Genomic DNA, 18,973 nt, shown 5'->3' with positions numbered 1-18,973 from the left:
GGCGGTGCCGCCCCGCTTGCCGGGTTCGCGCTGGGCCGAGGCCCGCTGCGGCGTCCAACCGGGGGCCTCACGTAGGCTCGCCGCATGATTAACACCAACATGCCCTCCGTCGAGGGCGCCAAGGGCACGAAGCCCACGCTCACCTTCCCCGGGACCGAGGCCCCCGAGGGGCTCCAGGTCCAGGTGCTCGACGCCGGCGACGGCCAGGTGGTCGAGGCCGGCGACACGATTGTGGCCAACTACCTGGGCCAGATCTGGGGCGGCGACGTCTTCGACAACTCCTACGACCGCGGCCAGCCGCTGAACTTCCAGGTCGGCGTCGGCATGGTCATCCGCGGCTGGGACGACGGCCTCGTGGGCCAGCGCGTCGGCTCGCGCCTGCTGCTGTCCATCCCCTCCGAGCTCGGCTACGGCGACCGCGGCGTCCCGCAGGCCGGCATCCGCGGCGGCGACACCCTCGTCTTCGTCACGGAGATCCTCGGCGTCATGTGAGCCAGGCCCACTGAGCCACTGACCGCGCGTTCGCACGGCAGGCGCCCAGGACACTGCACCCTGACAGTGCGTCCTGGAGCCCTGCCGTGCGAACGCGCGTCTGTATGCGGTGCTCCGGGGCGGCGTTCACTGCGCTAGCCTGGGGGCGGCGCGCTCGCGCCACACCCGGTAGCACGAACTGCACGGTCCGGAGGAAGTCCGGATGACGCCGTCGGGGCCGAACCCAGCGACGTCGAGCTCTACGACTTCCTCCTGACTCACGGCGGGGCCCTCATCGACCGAGCCGCTGCTTGTCCTCCGGTACCGGCGTCCAGACCGGTGGGCTCGTCATCTGCCCCACGCCCCAACCCCAAGCGCGCCGCCCGGCAGGCCGCCAAGGAGGCTGCCCGGGCGCGTCCGTCCACCGCTGCACAGGCTGCCCTGGCCGCTGCCCGTGAGGAGACCGCGACCCGTGCCTCCCGTGACCGGAGCAGGCGCCGTCGCCAGAAGGCGGACGAGGACTGGGCGCGCCGTCGTCAGCGGGCCAAGCGCCGTCACCGCGGCCGGTGACGCAAGCCCGGTGTTCCGCAAATCGTGGCGGTGAGCGCGGCCCCCTGGGGGTGCGGGACGCCGGCCCGAGACCGTGCCGGGGGTGGCCTTGGCGCGTCTCAGTGCGTCTCAGCGCGTCTCAGGGACAGGGAGCGAAGCGGCGCCCGGAGCCAACGAGGGCTACGCTATGGCAACACGGCGTCGTGAAGCGCTGGCCACCCCCTGAGGCCGGCTCCTTGCGACGCCGTTCCAGTCCGTCTGCCCGAGAAGGAATCGCTCATGCCGCAGTACCGCAGCGCCACCTCCACCCACGGCCGCAACATGGCGGGCGCCCGTGCACTGTGGCGTGCCACCGGCGTCAAGGACTCCGACTTCGGCAAGCCGATCATCGCCATCGCGAACTCCTTCACCCAGTTCGTCCCCGGTCATGTGGGCCTGCGCGACGTCGGACGCCTCGTGGCCACCGAGATCGAGGCCGCCGGGGGCCTGGCCAAGGAGTTCAACACGATCGCCGTCGACGACGGCATCGCCATGGGCCACGACGGCATGCTCTACTCCTTGCCCAGCCGCGACCTCATCGCCGACTCCGTGGAGTACATGGTCAGCGCCCACTGCGCCGACGCCCTCGTGTGCATCTCCAACTGCGACAAGATCACCCCGGGCATGCTCATGGCGGCCATGCGCCTCAACATCCCGGCCATCTTCATCTCTGGTGGCCCCATGGAGTCGGGCAAGATGACCGCGGCCGACGGCACCACCCGCAAGCTCGACCTCATCGACGCCATGATGGACGCCGCCGACCCCACCGTGACCGACGAGACCATCAGCGCCATCGAGCGCCTGGCCTGCCCCACCTGCGGCTCCTGCTCGGGCATGTTCACCGCCAACTCCATGAACTGCCTCACCGAGGCCCTCGGCCTGGCCCTGCCCATGAACGGCACCCTGCTGGCCACCCACGCCGACCGCGGCGAGCTCTTCAAGCGCGTCGGCCACCAGATCGTCGAGATCACCCGGGCCTACTACGAGCACGACGACGCCTCCGTCCTGCCGCGCTCCATCGCCACCAAGGCCGCCTTCGAGAACGCCATGAGCCTGGACATCGCCATGGGCGGCTCCACCAACACCGTCCTGCACCTGCTGGCCGCCGCCCAGGAGGCCGAGGTCGACTTCACCATGGCCGACATCGACCGCCTCTCGCGCAAGGTCCCCCACCTGGCCAAGGTCGCGCCCTCGACGAACCTCTACCACATCGAGGATGTCCACCGCGCCGGCGGCATCATCGGCATCCTCGGCGAGCTCGACCGCGGCGGCCTGCTGGAGACCACCACCTCCAACGTCCTGGGCACCACCCTGGGTGAGGAGCTCGCCGCCTACGACATCGCCCGCCCCGGCCCCGACGGCGTCCCCGGCTCCCAGGTCAGCGAGGAGATCCGCACCGGCTACCTCGCCGCCCCCGCCGGCGTGCGCACCACCGAGATGTTCTCCCAGGCCTCCCGCTGGGAGTCCCTCGACACCGACCGCGCCGCCGGCTGCATCCGCGACATCGAGCACGCCTACTCCGCCGACGGCGGCCTGGCCGTCCTCTTCGGCAACATCGCCGAGAAGGGCTGCATCGTCAAGACCGCCGGCGTGGACGAGTCGATCCTGACCTTCTCCGGGCCCGCCGTCGTCTTCGAGTCCCAGGAGGACGCCGTCGCCGGGATCCTCGGCAAGCAGGTGACGTCCGGCGACGTCGTCATCATCAGCCACGAGGGACCGCGCGGCGGCCCCGGCATGCAGGAGATGCTCTATCCGACCACCTACATCAAGTCCATGCACCTGGGCAAGGAGTGCGCCTTGCTCACCGACGGGCGCTTCTCCGGGGGCACCTCCGGGCTGAGCATCGGCCACGTCTCCCCGGAGGCCGCAGCCGGCGGACTCATCGGCCTGGTGCGCAGCGGCGACATCATCGACATCGACATCCCGCGCCGCGCCATCTCCGTGCGCCTGAGCGATGAGGAGATCGAGCGCCGCCGCGCCGAGGAGGAGGCCCGCGGCGAGGCCGCCTGGACCCCGCACGTGGACCGCCCCCGCAAGGTCTCCGCGGCGCTGCGCGCCTACGCGATGCTCGCCACCAGCGCCGACCTGGGCGCCGTGCGCGACCTCAAGCGCCTCGGCATCAAGTAGCTCTCAGCGGCCGTCAGGGACGACCAGGGTTGACCAACTGCATATTTGAAAATCGTTGTCACTTGCACCTAGGGTTTGCGTGTGACAATCGTTCTCAGATCGCTGGTGGTGCGATCCGGCAGCACGACGCTGGTCAACGGCGTCGCCCTCCGCTTGGAGCCCGCAAGCCGGACCGCCCTGGTCGGCGCCTCCGGAGCGGGCAAGTCCCTCACCTGCGCCGCGCTCGCGGGCACCCTCCCGGCCTCGCTGGGGGTCGCCGGCTCCCTGACCGTTGAGCCCGATGACGCTGACGCAGGCAGCGACCCGAGCACGAGCTCCCCAGCGGGAGGTGAGGACGGCAGCGTCAACCTGCTGGGGCTGCCCGCCGCCCGCCGCCCCCGGGGCAGCCGCATCGCCCTGGTCCCACAGGACCACTCCACAGCCCTGCACCCGCTCATCGCGGTCGGCCGCCAGATCGCGCTGGCCTCCCAAGCCGCCGGACGCAGCCGGGACGAGGCCCGCCAGCGCGCCACCGACTACCTCTACGCCGTCGGGCTCGACGAGTCCTTCGCCGACCGCGTCCCCGGGCGCCTCTCCGGAGGCCAGCGCCAGCGCGTCAGCCTGGCCCTGGCCCTGGCCGCCGAACCAGCCCTCATCATCGCCGACGAGCCCACCACCGCCCTCGACGTCGTCGCCCGCGCCGAGATCCTCGGGCTCCTGAGCTCTCTGACCAGCCTGCCCCAGGCCCCCGCCCTGCTCCTCATCACCCACGACCTGCCCGCCGCCGCCATCTGCGAGAACATCGCCGTCCTCCACGACGGCGCCATCATCGAATCGGGGCAGACCCGCTCCGTCCTGACCCGCCCCGAGCACCCGGTCACGGCCGCCATGTGCGAGGCCGGCGCCGAGGAGACCATCGACGGGGCCCTGGCCGCAGCAGGAGCCGCCGCATGAGCGGGCTTGAGACCCGTGGACTGAGGCGCTCCCACCCTGGGGCCGGCGGCGAGCGACGAGAGGTGCTGCGCGGCGTGGACCTGCGCCTGGAGCCGGGGGAGAACGTGGCCCTCATCGGACGCTCAGGATGCGGCAAGACGACGCTGCTGCGCGCCCTGCTGCTGCTCGACTCCCCGGGCCCGGAGGACACCGGCGAGATCCTGCTCGACGGCCGCCCCGTACGCCGAGGCGGCGCCCGAGCGCTGCGGGCCTTCCGGCGGGCGGTGCAGTACGTGCCCCAGGACGCCGCCGCCACCCTCCACCCGCGCCGCTCAGTGCTGGCGCAGGTGAGCACCCCGCTGCGCACCCTGGGCGTGGTGCGCGACCGCGAGGAGGCCGTCAGCCGAGCCCGGAAGATCCTGGAGAGTCTCGAGATTCACCGCGAGATCTGGGAGAACCGGCCCCACGAGATCTCCGGCGGCCAGGCGCAGCGGGTCTCCATCGCCCGGGCCCTGGCCCTGTCCCCGCGCTACCTCCTGCTCGACGAGCCGGTCTCCGGGCTCGACCCCGCCCTGCGCCGCCAGACCCTCGACCTGCTCGCCGCCATCGAGGCCGACCCCGACGCCGCCACCAGCGATGAGCAGGAGCCCCCCGCCAAGTCCGGCGCGAGTGGCGAGCCGGAGCCCGCCCCGGCTGTGTCTGGCGCCGTGCCCGCCCCGGCTGTGTCTGGCGCCGTGCCCGCCCCGGCTGTGTCTGGCGCCGTGCCCGCCCCGGCCCTGCTAGTGGTGTCGCACGACCTGGCCGCCGTCGCCCGCGTCTGCCAGCGGGCCCTGGTCATGGACGAGGGCTCCATCGTCGAGGACGCCCCCATGCGCCGCCTCCTGACCGAGCCCGCCCACCCGGCCACCCGCGCCCTACGCGACGCCGTGCCCAGCCTGCCGACCACCACCGACTGACGACCTCCCGACCGATGACACCCCGACCGCTGACACCCCGACACAGGCCCGAAGGAGCTTCCATGTCCTTGCCCAGCCCCGCCGTCACCCGCCGCCAGGTCCTCGCCGCCCTCGGCGTCGGAGCCGGCGCCGCCGCCATCGCCTCCTGCTCGCGCAGCTCCTCGGGCGACGGCCGCATCCGCCTGGCCATGTTCCACGCCCCCGAGAGCAAGCTCAACCCGCTCACCAACGACGGCTCCAAGCTCGTCCGCTGGTCCTGCGCCGAGAGCCTCACCACGCTCAACGCCGACGGCGACGCCCAGGAGCTGCTCGCCACCTCCTGGAAGCGCGAGGGCGAGACCACCTGGCGCCTCACCCTGCGCGAGGGCGTCACCTTCCACGACGGCACCGCCCTGAGCGCCGAGAACGCGGCCGCCGCCCTCACCTTCGCCGCCACCGCCGCCAAGCCGCCACGCGTCCTGGACGGAGTCAAGCTCACCGCGAAGGCCGACGGCAAGGACCTCCTCCTGACCACCGCGGCCCCCGACCCCCTCATGCCGCAGCGCCTGTCCAGCCCCCAGCTCGTCATCCTGTCCCCGGCCGCCTACCCCAGCTCCGCCGACGGCGCCATCGACCCCGTCGGCCACGGCACCGGCGCCTTCATCCTCAAGCAGACCAACGGCTCCTCCGGCGCCACCCTGGAACGCAACGACAAGTACTGGGGCACGAAGGCCACCGCCCCCGGCATCGACGTCACCTACGTTCCCGACGGCGCCGCCCGCGCCAACGCCCTGCGCACCGACACCGCGGACATCGTCGAGGCCGTCCCCGTCGCCCAGGTCGGCAACATCGACAAGAACCTTCTCCACGAGGTGGCCACCCCGCGCACCTCCACCCTCTACCTCAACACTCGCTCCGGCCCCTTCGCCGACCCCTCCCTGCGAGCCGCCGCCCGCAACGCCGTCGACCCCGCCGCCCTCATCAAGACCGTCTTCGAGGGGCACGCCGACTCTCCTGTCGGGCTCCTGGGGCCGGCCGTGCCGTGGGCCGCCGAGCTGCGCGCCTGGAAGAAGGAGACCTACCCCGGAGCCTCGGGTGCGGCCGCCACCGGTAAGGTCCCCGGCGCCACCGCCGCGGGGGCCGTTCCCGCCGGCACCGCCATCACCCTGGCCTCCTACACCGACCGCCCCGAGCTCGGAGAGATGGTCCCCCTCCTGGCCCAGCAGCTCGAGGCCGCCGGCTTCAAGGTCACCCAGGACGTGCGCGAGTACAACCAGATCGAGTCCGAGGCCCTGGCCGGCAAGTTCCACGCCGTCCTTGTGTCGCGCTCCACCGTCCTGGACTCCGGCGACGCCGTCGCCTACATGACCGCCGACTTCTCCTCCTCCGGCTCCTACTCCATGAGCGGCCTGCACGACGAGAAGGTCGACGCCGCCATCTCCAAGGCCGCCGCCACGCAGCCCGGCGACGAGCGCCACAAGTCCATCATGGCCGCCGAGCAGGCCATCCTCGCCTCCGGCGCCGCCATCCCGCTGGCCCACGAGCGCGTCATCCAGGGCGAGGCCGCCGGGGTCACCGGCGCCCAGCGCGACCCGGGCGAGCGCGCCCTCATCACCTCGGCCACGACCGTGAAGAAGTGAGCGGCGTGCTCACCCGGCTCGCCGGGCGCTTGCGCACGGGCGACCTCGTCACCGGCATCTCGCGCCTGCTCGCCCTGGCCTGCCTCGTGGGCCTGGTGGGCATGCTGCCCTGGCTCTCGGGCAAGGACCCGGCCCTGACGATCCTGCGTGCCACCTCCTCCGACCGGGAGCCCACACCGGAAATCCTGGACTCCATCCGCAAGAGCATCGGGATCGACGGCGGCCCCCTCCACGTCATCGGGCACTGGCTGGCCGGAGTGGCCCGCGGCGACCTGGGCCGCTCCTGGGTCTCCGGAGCCGACGTCGGCCCGGATGCCGTGGACGCCTTCGGAGTCTCCCTGAGCCTCATGGCCGCCGCGCTCGGCGTCGGAGTCATCGTGGCCGCCGCCCTGGTCCTGCCCGCCCTGCGCGACGGGCTGCGAGGGAGCCCTCGACCCCGCGGCGGCGGCGCCTCCGCGGTCCTCATCTCCCTGCCCGAGTACCTCCTCGCCCCGATCCTCATGCTCGTGCTGGCCGTCTACCTCAGGATCCTGCCGCCCTTCGGGTGGGGCAGCCCCGAGAAGGTCATCATGCCGGCCCTCAGCTTGGGCCTGCCCACCGGCGGCTACCTCGGCGGACTCGTCTCCGACGCCGTCACCGCCACCTTCTCCGAACGCTGGGTGGCCACCTGGTCCACCGCCGGCATCCGCGGCCGAACCCTGGCCGGAGCCGTCCTGCGGCGGGCCCTGGCACCACTGACCGGGCAGGTGGCGCTCGTCGTCGTCGCCCTGACCGGCGGCGCGGTCGCCGTGGAGAAGATCTTCGCCATCCCCGGGCTGGGGCGCGAGCTCCTGGACGCCGCCTCCGCCCAGGACGTGCCGGCCCTCCAGGCCCAGATCCTGCTGCTGCTCGCCCTGGCACTAGCTGCCGGCGTCATCGCCGGAGCGGCCCGGCGCCTCCTCATGGGGCGGGCCGCCGGGGCGGGCGGGCTCACGGCACCGCCCCCGGTGGAGCACCCGGGGCGAGCCGCCCGCGTCATCGCCGTCAGCGGTGCCGCCCTGCTGGCCCTCATGGTCGCCGTCGGGATTCGGCGTGACCCCTACGCCGTCGTCGCGGACAAGCTCGCACAGCCCAGTGCCGCCCTCCCACTGGGCGCCGACTCGCTCGGGCGCGACGTGCTGGCGCGGGTGGCTCACGGGGCCGTGTCCACCGTGAGCGGCGCCGTCATCGTCACTGTGGTGTGCTTCATCATCGCCATGCTGGTGGGACTGGCACCGCGGGCGGCCACGGGGTTCATCGAGGTCGCCAACGCCGCCCCGCCGATCCTGGCCGGCCTCATCGTCGCCGGCGTGTCCGGGCCCAGCGCCACCGGAGCCGCCATCGCCGTGGCCGCTGTCGGCTGGGCGCCCCTGGCCTCCCACGCCGCCGGGCTCGTCGCCGAGAACCGGCAGCGCCCCGACGTCCTCCTCGCCTCGGTCCTGGGGGAGGGGCGCGTGCGGATCACCCTGACCCGGGTCCTGCCCGCCGTCGTCGGCCCCCTGGCGCGCCACGCGGCCCTGAGGCTGCCGGGCAAGGCCCTGGCCCTGGCCGCCCTGGGGTTCCTCGGCCTGGGCGCCCAGAGCCCCGCACCGGAGTGGGGACTGGTCCTGTCCGACGCGCTGCCCTACATCGAACGGGCCCCCTGGGCTGTGGCCACGCCCGCCGCCGCCCTCGTGGTCCTGTCGATCACGTCCGTCGCCGCCTCCCGCAGCATGCGGCGCTGAGACCGCGGAGACCGCTGGGGCCGCTGAGGTCTTGTGGCAGCGGCCCGGCTCCGGCCGGGCCCAGGCCGGGCGCGAGGAGCTACGCCGTCGGGCACAGACAACAAGGCGGGCGCCAACCGCGCGATGGGTTGGCGCCCGCCTCATCAGCGGACCGGAACCTCAGCCCTCCAGGGCGTGGAGGCGGTCGATCGGGGTGGAGACGGCCTCGCGGGCGCGCACCACGGCCTCCTCATCGGGGGCGTCGTAGAAGCACAGGCACTTGACCGTGTCCTCGCGCACATAGGTGCGCAGGAAGCTCACCTCCGGCACCTGGGCGTACTTGGGGGAGTTGGCCTTCTTGCGCGCCAGGTAGGTCTCCATGGAGATCTCCTCGGGGATGTCCCACTCCACGAGGTAGTCGGCCTTGCGGGCCAGGGCGCGCACGTCCTCCAGCTCGGCGCCCACGAGGCGGACCTCGTCGGGGCCGGTGACCTCGGCGTCGGCCGCAGCGGACCGGACGGCCTCGGTCAGGGCGGCGACGTCGTCGGAGCCGAGCTCGACGATGGTGAAGATGCGCTCGTGACTGGCGGTGACCTGCGACTCCAGGACGGAGGCGCCGGCGGCCTCAACGGCCTGGGAGACCTGCGCGATGAGGGCCTCGGCGGCCTCGCGCGACGGGGTGGTGGGGACGAGCTCGAAGAGCTGGAGCGACATGGCGGCTCCTTTCCGTAGGGTGTGCGTACCAACCTTGCGGTCCAGCCGAATTATTCCCGCCGGCTCCGGTGAACTGAGGACGTGCTCGCTCTGCGGACTCACATAGGTATGAGTGTTTCCAGCTATAGGCAGGCGTGGGAGGTGTTGGCCGCCTGTGCTGGCGAGAGCCTCCTTCCGGTCCTGCGTCCAGTTGTGCATCGGCGGGGTCTTGGCACCTCGGGTGCGCCGGCGTGCTGAGCAAGGTGGCCTGACGGCTTCGCCGATCCGGTTCGTGAGGCGATCGGCCTGAGAATGTCCAAAACGGATACAAAGGCCCGAAACGGGGTCAAGGCGTTAGACAAGAACCGCATGATTCCAAGGTTCTATCAGCTACCTGATCGAGCCGCAGGCTCCTTTGTATCCGTTTTGGACATTCGGAGCCCTTCATCGTGATCGGCGCCTTGCCCGTTACGCTGTCACTCGTGAATGAGCTCGACAGCGTCAGCAGCAACGGAACTCCAGCCTGGGACAGCGCCCGCTACCTGCGGGAGATCCTCAAGGCCCCCGTCTACGAGGCGGCCGAGCACACGCCCCTGCAGGAGATGCCGTCCCTGTCGGCCCGCCTGGGCAACACCGTTGAGGTCAAGCGCGAGGACCTCCAGACCGTCCACTCCTTCAAGATCCGCGGCGCCTACAACGCCATGCGCTCCCTGAGCCCGGCCGAGCGCGAGCGCGGCGTCGTCACCGCCTCGGCCGGCAACCACGCCCAGGGCGTGGCCCGCTCCGCCGCACTGCTGGGAATGAGCGCCATCATCGTCATGCCCACCGTCACCCCCCAGATCAAGGTTGACGCCGTTCGCGCCCTGGGTGGCGAGGTCCGCCTCCACGGGGACAACTTCGACGCGGCCAAGGCCGAGGCCACCCGCCTGGCCGAAGCCGAGGGCCTGTCCTACATCGCCCCCTTCGACGACCCCCGCGTCATCGCCGGCCAAGGCACCATCGGCCTGGAGCTCATCCAGCAGGACGCCCACCTCGACCGCGTCTTCGTGCCCGTGGGCGGCGGCGGGCTGGCGGCCGGCGTCGCCGTCCTCATCAAGCAGCTCATGCCCGGGATCAAGGTCATCGGCGTCGAGCACGAGGAGTCGGCCTGCCTCAAGGCCGCCCTGCTGGGTGGGGAGCCCATCACCCTGCACCACGTGGGTCTGTTCGCCGAAGGGGTGGCCGTGCGCCGCATCGGAGAGGAGACCTTCCGCATGTGCCGGGCCCTGCTCGACGACGTCGTCACCGTCTCCTCCGATGAGACCTCCGCCGCCGTGCGCGATATCTTCGACGACGTGCGCGCCATCTCCGAGCCCTCCGGCGCCCTGGCCCTGGCGGGGCTCAAGCGCTACGTCGCCGAGCACCATCTGTCCGGCGAGCGCCTCGCCTTCATCCTGTCCGGCGCCAACCTCAACTTCCACCAGCTGCGCTACATCTCCGAGCGCAGCGAGATCGGTGAGCAGCGCGAGGCCATCCTCGGGGTCACCATCCCCGAGGAGCAGGGCTCCTTCCTGCGCTTCGCCTCGGTCCTGGGGGCCCGCTCGGTCACTGAGTTCAACTACCGCCTCTCCGCGGCCCGTGCCGAGACCGACCCCGCCCGCATCTTCGTGGGTGTGCGTATCGCCCGGCGCCAGGAGCGCGCCGAGATCGTGGCGGACCTGGAGGAGGCCGGCTATGACGTCATCGACCTCACCGACGACGAGCTCGCCAAGGTCCATGTGCGCTCCATGATCGGCGGGCGCGCCACCCCGGGAGTGCCCGAGCGCCTCTTCTCCTTCCTCTTCCCCGAGTCGCCCGGAGCGCTGGCTCACTTCCTTGAGGTGCTGGGGACCCGCTGGAACATCACCCTGTTCCACTACCGCACCGACGGCGCCGACTACGGCCGCATCCTGTGCGCCTTCGCGGCCGGGTCCGACGATGTCGAGCTGACCGAGCACATGGACCGCCTCGGCTACTCCTACAACGAGGAGACCGCCGACCCCGCCTTCCGCTTCTTCCTGGCCCGATAGTCCGTGACGAGTTCGCGGCTCCATGCGCCCTCACCGGAAGGGCGGGGAGGGGGCATTGTGGCCGGTATCATGCAATAAGGGGGAGTTCGTTCTGTCGAAACTCCCATAAGGTTGTTGGTAAATCAATTGTCGCGGCCGGGCACGCCATCGGAGTCTTCGCCTGACGCTGACACCCCGCCCCGGCTCATCTCGATCAGGAGAGAAACATGACCCGTCTTGCCGTCGTCGTCGGTTCCGTCCGCCCCAACCGCGTGGGTGGCGCCATCGCCCAGTGGGTGGTTGACCAGGCCAACGAGATCGAGGGCGTTGAGGCCGAGATCGTCGACATCGCCTCCTTCAACCTGCCCCTGTTCGCCGAGGAGATCCCCCCGCGCATGGCCGTCCCCAGCGACCCGGCCGGCGCCGCCTTCGATGAGGCCCTGAAGTCCTTCGACGCACTGATCTTCGTCACCCCCGAGTACAACTTCTCCATCCCCGGCGCCCTGAAGAACGCCATCGACTTCCTCCAGCCCGGCGCCGTGGCCAACAAGGGCGTGGGCGTGGTCGGCTATTCCTACAGCGTCGGCATCCGCGCCGTCAGCCACCTCCAGCAGATCCTCCAGGGCATGGGCGCCACCGTCGTGGCCTCCAACGTGTTCCTGTCGCTCAACACCGACTTTGCCGACGGCGCCTTCTCGCCAGCCGCTTTCCACGACGCCGAGGTCCCGGCCATGGTGCGCGACGTCGTCGCCCACTCCGACGCCCTGGCCTCCCTGCGCTGAGGACGTCGAGCTCGGCCGGTTCGGCTGAGCCGGAGGACGCCAGTCCATCACGTTGCCGTCGGCGGTACCTGCGGGTGCTCCGGCGGCGACGTCGTTCGTGCCGGGGATGCCGGGACGCGCTTCGGCGGGTGGGTAGGGTTTCCCCCATGACTGAGCGCAGCGAGCGAGACGGTTCCCGCCGGGACGACAGGGGCGGACACGGCGACCGCGGTTATCGGGGAGGCTCCGGCGGCGGAGGGGGCCGCAGTTACCGGGATGGCGACCGCGGCTACCGGGGTTACCGGGGCGGCTCCGGCGGTGATCGCGGAGGAGACCGCGGCTACCGGGATGGCGAGCGAAGCCGTTCGCGCCGCGTCTACGACGACGAGCCCCGCGACGGCCTCCTGGCAGATCTCGTCGGCCACCTCCACGCCCTGGACGGACGCTCCTACGCCGCCTACAAGGCGATCGTCGGACGCTACCGGGCGCCCGCCGGCTGGTTCCTGCACATTGACCGCGTCCAGTCCGACCCCTACGCCCCGCCCACGCGCATCCACGTGGACGTGCCCACCGACCTGTACGGCCTAGAACTGCTCGACGAGGCCGACCTGCTGGCCGATGCAGACCGCCGCCTGGCCGTGGGCGACTTCCTCACCCGCGAGCTGCACGCGGGCTTCCGCGGCACGGCGCTGTCCATCGCCTCCCCGGGCCAGGAGATCCTCCAGCGCTCCAGCATCATCCTGCGCCCCGAGGAGAAGAAGGAGGGGACCGGTTGGGTGCTGGAGGTCCGCGCCCGCCTGGCCCTGCCCGCCCAGGGTCGCTCCATCCAGGGCCACGAGGCCTCCCGGATCGTGGGGCGCGACCTCGTGCGCGAGCTGGAGGAGGCCATGGACCTCACCGGCGAGCGGGGCGATCGGCTCGTGCGCCACGTCGCCACCCTTGAGGACCACCGGGCCCTGACCGCGACGGTGGCCCGCAACGGCTGGGTGGCCTTCCTCGCCGACGGCTCCGTCCTGCCGCGCCGCTCCGGGGTGAGCGACGATCCCCTGGACGGCGGTGTTCCCCTCCAGGCCCCCGAGTCCATGGCCGCCACGGTGGAGCTCCCGCACGCCGGGACAGTGCGCGGCACTGTCGTCGAGGCGGGCGTCAACGTCATCGTCGGAGGTGGCTACCACGGCAAGTCCACGCTGTTGAGCGCCATCGAGCGCGGTGTCTACCCGCACGTGCCCGGGGACGGGCGCGAGCTCGTCGCCACGGTCCCCGACGCCGTCAAGGTGCGGGCCGCCGACGGGCGCGCCGTGACCGGCGTCGACCTGACCCCCTTCATCTCCCACCTGCCGGCCGGGCGCGACACCGCCTCCTTCACCACCCGCAACGCCTCGGGATCCACCTCCCAGGCCGCCTCCATCATCGAGGCCGTCGAGGCCGGCGCCACGACGCTGCTGCTGGACGAGGACACCTCCGCCACGAACCTGCTCATCCGCGACTCGCGCATGCGTGAGCTCGTGGCCGCCGAGCGCGAGCCCATCACGCCCCTGGTGGACCGCATCACCGCGCTGTTCCGCAGGAGGGGCGTCTCCACGGTCATGGTCATGGGCGGCTCCGGGGACTACCTGGACGTGGCCGACCGGGTCCTGCTCATGGACGCCTACCACCTGCGCGACGTCACCGAGCAGGCCCGCCGGGTCGTCGCCGGCCAGCCCCGGCCCCTGACCGGCCTGGAGGACTTCGCCGCGCCCCGGCAGCGCGTCCCCGAGCCCGCCCCGCCGCGCACCCGCCGGGGGCCGGTGCGCACCCGCACCCACGGCACCTCCACCCTCATCCTGGACCGGGAGGACATCGACATCTCCGACGTCGGCGGCGTCACCGACCCGGGGCAGGCCGAGGCCATCGCCTACGCGTTGCGCGCCCTGCTGGAGCAGCGCTTCGACGGGGTCTCCCCGCTGCGCGAGTGCCTGGACGACCTGGAGGCCCTGCTCGATGAGGAGGGCCTGGACGCCCTCACCGACGAGCGCGAGCGGCCCGCCTTCCTCGTGCGCCCCCGCATGGTCGACGTCGCCGCGGCCGTCAGCCGCTACCGCAAGCTCGAGCTGGCTGGCCGGGGGAGCGAGGACTGACGATACGCCCCTGACCGCTGGCCTCCCGCCCGCACACTTCGACCGAATCTTCAGAATCGACCCGGAGCCGCGTCGATTCTGAAGATTCGGTCGAAGTGATCGGCGATCCCGGTGTCCACAACTGCGTCGTCGGCACCCCGTTTCCACAGGACGGCAAGCGCGCTGAGTGAGGGCTGGGGCGTTGCGGGCAGCATGGGGGCATGACCACCGCGATCTCCTCCCCGCCCCTGTCCGACGGCGAGACCCTGCGCCCGCTGATGTGGAACGAGACGGGGCTCGACGGCGCCGCGTGCGCGCGCCCGGACCTCAGCCGCGACTGGCTGCGCGTCGCCGCCGGCGTCTACGCGCCCCGCGCGGCCTGGCAGGAGGCTGCATGGATGGAGCGCTACGAGCTGCTGCTCGAGGCGGCGCACCGGAAGTACGGTGACGAGCTGGTGCTGGCGGGCGCCTCCGCCGTCGCCGCCTACGGGCTGCCACTGGTCGGGACGGTTCTGCGCCGGGTGGAGGTCGTGGGCGGGCACCCCGGCCGGGTTCGGACCTCTTTGCTGAGGCGCCACGTGCGGCGCCCCGGCACTGAGGTCGTCAGAGTGGGCGGGCATCTCGCCGTCGCACTGCCGGACGCGCTCATTGACCTGGCTCGGTGGAATGGCCTCATGGCGGGAGTCGCCGCCATGGATGCGGCCCTGCACGACGGACTGTGCTCCGCGGAGGCCCTGGAGGAGGCACTGGCCCGTCTGCCCGAGACGGCAGGTGGCGGCCCTCGTGCTCGGCAGGCCGTGCGTCTGGCCGACGGCCGCTCCGAGTCGCCGGGCGAGTCGATGTCCCGCGTGCGCATGTGGGAGCACCGGCTTCCCCAGCCGGAGCTGCAGGTGAGTGTGCGGGTTGGGTCGGAGCTCTACATCCTGGACTTCTACTGGCCGGATCATGGGGTGGCCGGGGAGTTCGACGGTCGAGTCAAGTACCGGTCGGCATCCTTCGGGCAGGACCCGGAGGATGTCGTGTGGCGTGAGAAGCTCCGGGAGGACGCGTTGCGAGCCTCGGGCCTGGCGATGGCCCGCTGGACATGGGCGCAGGCCTGGGGCGATACCGGAGCGCAGATGCTGCGGCGGCTGGCCGCTGCCGGGGTCAGGCCCACTGGCCGACGCTGGTAAATCCTCCCACGCTTCGACCAAAACTTCAGAATCGACCCGGAGCCGCGTCGATTCTGAAGATTCGGTCGAAGTGAGTGGGTCGGCGGGGGCTGGTGGGCGCTGTGCGGCTGCGCGGTTCGCGCTAAGCGGCTGAGCCGGCTCGGTACTCGGCGCGGTACTCGCTGGTGCGGGTGTGGATGAGACGGGGGATGGAGATGGTCTTGTCGAAGCTGCCGTCGCGGTAGCCGGCCTGGAGATTGAACAGCACCATGAGCCGCAGCGCCATGGGATTGCTCGTGCGAGCCACGCGCCGCAGCGTGGAGACTGGCATCTTGCGCAGGATGCCCGCGATCTTGCCGGCGTCACGCCAGTTGGCACGCACCGCCGGAACGTTGAGACGGTTGAGGGCCTCGACCTCGCGCAGGAAGAAGTCGGCGCCCTCTCTCTCAGCCGCGCGCCACCAGCCGGCGCGGTAGGTGGCCTCGAGCTGCTCGACGGCGTCGCACAGGGCGTCGTAGTCGACGCCGACGACCTCGGTGCGCAGTTCCTCGGCCCGGATCCGCTCCAGAGCGGCGTGCGCCAGCGGCAGGATGGCGCGGGCGACGGCGTCGACGGCGTTGTTGCGGGTGAGGCGGTCCGTTTCCGGCAGGGGCTTGCCGTCGCGGGGCAGGTGCGCGTCGACCTCCTCCAAGTGCGCGACGGAGGTGCGCAGGTCGCCGGTGAGGCGGGCGGTGGAGCGCGGGACCCCCATGGCGATGAGCAGCTCGGTCGCGGCGCGCCACTGGAAGTCTGTGTCCTCGGACCAGTGGGGCTGCGATGCCTCCCCCGCTGGAGACCGGTCCAACGGGGTGCGAGTCTGCTGGCTGCTCATAGGGGTTGAGCCTCCTGTGGTGCGCAGGGAAACAGGTCAGGAAGTCGCGGGCGCTCGCAGCTGGGAGTGCTGGCCGGCGGCCGGGGGACAGCATCTCAAGACAACGTGTGAGAACGCTGGTGATTGACCCGTCAATGGCTGGGGTGGTGTCCTCAGGCCGGGGCGTCGTCGGGGGCCAGGACGTCGGTCTGGGCGGGAAGGTCCGTGAGGCCGACCGGGCAGGTCACCCCGTTGGGGCCGTGGTTGCAGTAGCCGCCGGGGTTCTTGTGCAGGTAGGCCTGGTGATAGTCCTCAGCCAGGTAGTAGGGGCCGCCGAACTGAGCCGGCGCGTCCGCGGCGTCCTCAATGGTGGTGACGCAGGTTCCCAGGCCCAGGCGGGTCAGCTCGCCCTGGAAGGCGTCGCGGATCTGCACAGCCGCCTCGCGCTGGGCTGGCGTCGTCGTCCACACCGCCGAGCGGTACTGGGTGCCGACGTCGTTGCCGTGGCGGTTCAGGTGCGTGGAGTCGTGGTTCTCCCAGAAAGTCCGCAGTAGGGTCTCCCCGCCCTCGCCGCACACGGCCGGGTCGTAGACGACGCGCACCGTCTCAGCGTGACCGGTCGTCCCGGTGCACACCTCCTGGTACGTGGGATTGGGTGTTTGGCCGCCCATGTAGCCCACCGACGTCGAGACGACGCCGTCCTGGCGCCACAGGATCCGCTCCACCCCCCAGAAGCAGCCGGCCGCCAGGTAGATGACCCGACTGCCCTCGGGCCACGGCCCGTCCAGGGGCGTCTCCAGCACCGGGTGGTCTCCGGGGGTGGGCAGGACCGGCGTCTCGCGGCCGGCCGGCGCCGATCCGCTGAGCGAGTGACGAAGGGCGTTGAACATGAGGACACCGTACTGCGGCCGACCCCTATTCCCGCCCGCGCTTCACTGACCGCGAGGAACGGTCGGGGCGGAGGGACAGGTGCGGGTGTCGGTCAGGCTCTCGGTGAGGGCTCCGACCCGGAGCTGTTCAGCTCGAGCTGGGTGAAGGCCCTCTCGCGCCAGTTGAGGAAGCTCTGGAACCCACCGGTGAGCAGCGCCTGAAGCTCCTCGCCGCTGTTGACGCCGATGATGTCCTGCTCCTGATCCTCCGCGCTCATGTCTTGCGTGATGACTCGCAGATTCTCGGCCGTGTGGTTCCCACGCGGGACGACGAAACTGGGGCATCCTTGAGGGTTGACGATCATGAAGCCCGCCGAGATGCACAGATCAAAGATGAAGTCGCACTCACCGGAGGTGAGGTGGGCATGCCCGGTCCCGGCCGTCATCGCCTCATCCTCCTCGAGCACATTGGAGAAGTGGAAGTCCTGGAGCCCATCGACATTGATGTCGGAGCCGTCCTCGTTGAGCAGCGTTGCGGATGATGACCGGTCTGCGCTGGAGGGCGGGAAGACCTTCATGTGCATTCGACGCCGTTGCAAGAACTCCTGCACGCCGTCGCGATCCGGATCGACGAGTCGGTCTCCGTCGATCTTGTACAGATAAAGAGAGAAGCCCATGGGTGGATACGTCCCGTCCGTGGTTGGATTCCTCGTATCTACGGGATACGCGTATACTCGTACTTTAATGCGGCTTGCATTTCCTGCCAACTGTTGGCCACAACAATCTCAATCTCACCTCGGTCTGCATCATCCCTCACCTCTTGCGGCAGTTGGTCGATCCGGTGATTCCCGCCCGGGATGACGAATAGTAGGGGGACGTCCACGTGAACGAGGAGGAAGTTCGTTGAGACGCACAAGTCGTAGAGCAGTTCGCACTCGTCATCGCTGAGATGGGCGTGTGCAATGAAAGCGCTCAGCTCCGAGTCGTGAATGGAGGGGTCGGAGAGGATGAGATCTCGTGGGTAGCCGTCGTCGAATAACAGTACCGAACCGTCTGCGTTCGTCAGGTGTGTGGTGTCGCTGGAGTGTGTGCTGCGCTGAAGGCTTAGTCCTCGGCGCTCAAGAAAGTCCGACAACCCCCGCTTGTCGCCCCCGATGCTGCGTCCGTCGCTGAATCTGTAGAAATACATTGCATAACCCACAGAACTCTCCTTGCGTCATCTCGACGTCTCAGGGGTTGATTGTTTTCTTGGGTATCGTAGGATCTGGGCCGGGCATTTCTCGCGGCGCCCAACGGAAATTCGGTGGGGCTGCGCGAAGAATGCCCGGCTCGGTGGAAAGAGGAGCGGAAAAGGGGGTCAGACCCGCTCGACCTTGACGATCTCGGCCTGGATCTTCCGGCCGTTGGGGGCCTCATAGGAGACGGTGTCGCCCGCGCGGTGCCCCATGAGGGCCTGCCCCAGCGGGGCGTCGGGGGAGAAGACCTTGACGCCGTCGGGCACGTCCTCGGTGATCTCCTGGCCGCCCAGGGCGAAGACCTGCTCCTTGCCGGCCACCTTCGCGGTGACGATGGTGCCGGCCGAGACCGAGCCGTCGTCGGCCGCCTCGCCGATCTGGGCGTTCTCCAGGGTCTCCTCGAGCTGGATGATGCGCGCCTCGTTGAGCCCCGCCTCCTCGCGGGCGGCGTGGTAGCCGGCGTTCTCCCGCAGGTCACCCTCCTGGCGGGCCGCCTCCACGCGCTGGGCGATCTCCTTGCGCTCGGTCGTCTTGCGGTGCTCAAGCTCGGCGGCCAGCCGGTCGTAGGCCTCCTGGGTGAGCCAGGTGCCCTGTGACTGCTCGGACATGGGTCCTCCTTGAATGACTGGTGATGGTCGCTCGGCAGCCGACGGGTCACCTTGCGACGACGACACCCGGCGGCTCCTCGCGGGGCCGACCGGGTTTGAAGCGCGAGTCTACGCCGCAGCCTGAGGGAATGCTGTGCGGTTGGCGAAAGATACTGGAATACTCCGGGGCTGGGGTTGGGCGGCGGGGTGGGCGAATCCGTGCCGGCCCGCCTGATCGACGTCGTCGCAGGGGTTGGGGGAGAGGGGTGGACAAAGTAGTCGGCTCGACGGCGTGGCGGGCCGCCCACCG

The 18,973-nt window shown here is 70.9% G+C and carries 16 protein-coding genes and 1 pseudogene; 11 read left to right on the top strand and 6 right to left on the bottom strand.

From position 1 onward, the window contains the following. Positions 1-84 precede the first annotated feature (84 nt). From HMPREF9058_RS11630 to HMPREF9058_RS11605, 7 genes and pseudogenes are all read left to right on the top strand, one after another. Entirely contained in the window at positions 85-492 is a 408-nt protein-coding gene (locus tag HMPREF9058_RS11630) for an FKBP-type peptidyl-prolyl cis-trans isomerase (RefSeq protein WP_003787493.1), read from the top strand. 222 nt (positions 493-714) lie between these two features. After that, positions 715-1,041 (top strand): annotated as a pseudogene (locus HMPREF9058_RS13215) (DUF2992 family protein); the annotation flags it as partial. Between the two features lie 258 nt (positions 1,042-1,299). Then, entirely contained in the window at positions 1,300-3,186 is a 1,887-nt protein-coding gene (ilvD, locus tag HMPREF9058_RS11625; RefSeq protein WP_009406970.1) for a dihydroxy-acid dehydratase, read from the top strand. An 81-nt stretch (positions 3,187-3,267) separates the two neighbouring features. Continuing rightward, positions 3,268-4,119, top strand: coding sequence for an ATP-binding cassette domain-containing protein (locus tag HMPREF9058_RS11620; RefSeq protein ID WP_009407238.1), 852 nt, complete (start codon positions 3,268-3,270; stop codon positions 4,117-4,119). After that, a complete protein-coding gene (locus tag HMPREF9058_RS11615) occupies positions 4,116-5,054 on the top strand; it encodes an ABC transporter ATP-binding protein (protein WP_009747818.1) in 939 nt (312 codons plus the stop codon). Before HMPREF9058_RS11620 ends, HMPREF9058_RS11615 begins: the two co-directional genes overlap by 4 nt. A gap of 62 nt (positions 5,055-5,116) precedes the next feature. Continuing rightward, positions 5,117-6,673, top strand: a complete 1,557-nt coding sequence (locus HMPREF9058_RS11610) for an ABC transporter substrate-binding protein (protein WP_009747779.1) — start codon at positions 5,117-5,119, stop codon at positions 6,671-6,673. After that, positions 6,670-8,415, top strand: coding sequence for an ABC transporter permease subunit (locus tag HMPREF9058_RS11605; protein ID WP_254654146.1), 1,746 nt, complete (start codon positions 6,670-6,672; stop codon positions 8,413-8,415). Before HMPREF9058_RS11610 ends, HMPREF9058_RS11605 begins: the two co-directional genes overlap by 4 nt. Before the next feature lie 159 nt (positions 8,416-8,574). Here the strand turns inward: HMPREF9058_RS11605 and HMPREF9058_RS11600 are convergent, their stop codons facing one another. Continuing rightward, positions 8,575-9,108 (bottom strand): DUF4242 domain-containing protein, encoded by a 534-nt coding sequence (locus HMPREF9058_RS11600; protein WP_009407354.1) that lies wholly within the window; start codon positions 9,106-9,108, stop codon positions 8,575-8,577. Positions 9,109-9,569: 461 nt separating this feature from the next. Here HMPREF9058_RS11600 and ilvA point away from each other — a divergent pair, with 461 nt between their 5' ends. The 4 genes from ilvA to HMPREF9058_RS11580 all read left to right on the top strand — a co-directional run bounded on the left by ilvA (position 9,570) and on the right by HMPREF9058_RS11580 (position 15,143). Further along, positions 9,570-11,135: a threonine ammonia-lyase, biosynthetic gene (gene ilvA, locus HMPREF9058_RS11595; RefSeq protein WP_050798065.1), complete on the top strand. Its 1,566-nt coding sequence runs from the start codon at positions 9,570-9,572 to the stop codon at positions 11,133-11,135. Between the two features lie 206 nt (positions 11,136-11,341). After that, positions 11,342-11,896, top strand: a complete 555-nt coding sequence (locus tag HMPREF9058_RS11590) for an NADPH-dependent FMN reductase (RefSeq protein ID WP_009407103.1) — start codon at positions 11,342-11,344, stop codon at positions 11,894-11,896. 146 nt (positions 11,897-12,042) lie between these two features. Continuing rightward, positions 12,043-13,992 (top strand): ABC-ATPase domain-containing protein, encoded by a 1,950-nt coding sequence (locus tag HMPREF9058_RS11585; RefSeq protein WP_009406968.1) that lies wholly within the window; start codon positions 12,043-12,045, stop codon positions 13,990-13,992. Positions 13,993-14,192: 200 nt separating this feature from the next. After that, complete coding sequence (locus HMPREF9058_RS11580; RefSeq protein ID WP_009747842.1) at positions 14,193-15,143, top strand: hypothetical protein; 951 nt, start codon at positions 14,193-14,195, stop codon at positions 15,141-15,143. A gap of 121 nt (positions 15,144-15,264) precedes the next feature. On the opposite strand, the gene HMPREF9058_RS11575 is transcribed toward HMPREF9058_RS11580, so the two are convergent. From HMPREF9058_RS11575 to HMPREF9058_RS11555, 5 genes are all read right to left on the bottom strand, one after another. Continuing rightward, positions 15,265-15,993 (bottom strand): hypothetical protein, encoded by a 729-nt coding sequence (locus tag HMPREF9058_RS11575; RefSeq protein ID WP_009407454.1) that lies wholly within the window; start codon positions 15,991-15,993, stop codon positions 15,265-15,267. Positions 15,994-16,145: 152 nt separating this feature from the next. Continuing rightward, on the bottom strand, positions 16,146-16,862 hold the full coding sequence (msrA, locus tag HMPREF9058_RS11570; RefSeq protein ID WP_009747730.1) for a peptide-methionine (S)-S-oxide reductase MsrA: 717 nt from the start codon (positions 16,860-16,862) through the stop codon (positions 16,146-16,148). A 92-nt stretch (positions 16,863-16,954) separates the two neighbouring features. After that, complete coding sequence (locus HMPREF9058_RS11565) at positions 16,955-17,518, bottom strand: hypothetical protein (RefSeq protein ID WP_009407370.1); 564 nt, start codon at positions 17,516-17,518, stop codon at positions 16,955-16,957. Positions 17,519-17,556: 38 nt separating this feature from the next. Next, on the bottom strand, positions 17,557-18,042 hold the full coding sequence (locus HMPREF9058_RS11560; RefSeq protein ID WP_009407065.1) for a hypothetical protein: 486 nt from the start codon (positions 18,040-18,042) through the stop codon (positions 17,557-17,559). Positions 18,043-18,198: 156 nt separating this feature from the next. Then, positions 18,199-18,684, bottom strand: coding sequence for a transcription elongation factor GreA (locus HMPREF9058_RS11555; protein ID WP_003787454.1), 486 nt, complete (start codon positions 18,682-18,684; stop codon positions 18,199-18,201). Positions 18,685-18,973 lie beyond the last annotated feature (289 nt).

The organism is Actinomyces sp. oral taxon 175 str. F0384 (genome assembly GCF_000223355.1).
GTDB classification, from domain to species: domain Bacteria; phylum Actinomycetota; class Actinomycetes; order Actinomycetales; family Actinomycetaceae; genus Actinomyces; species Actinomyces oris.
This window is presented reverse-complemented; position numbering and strand designations above follow the sequence as displayed.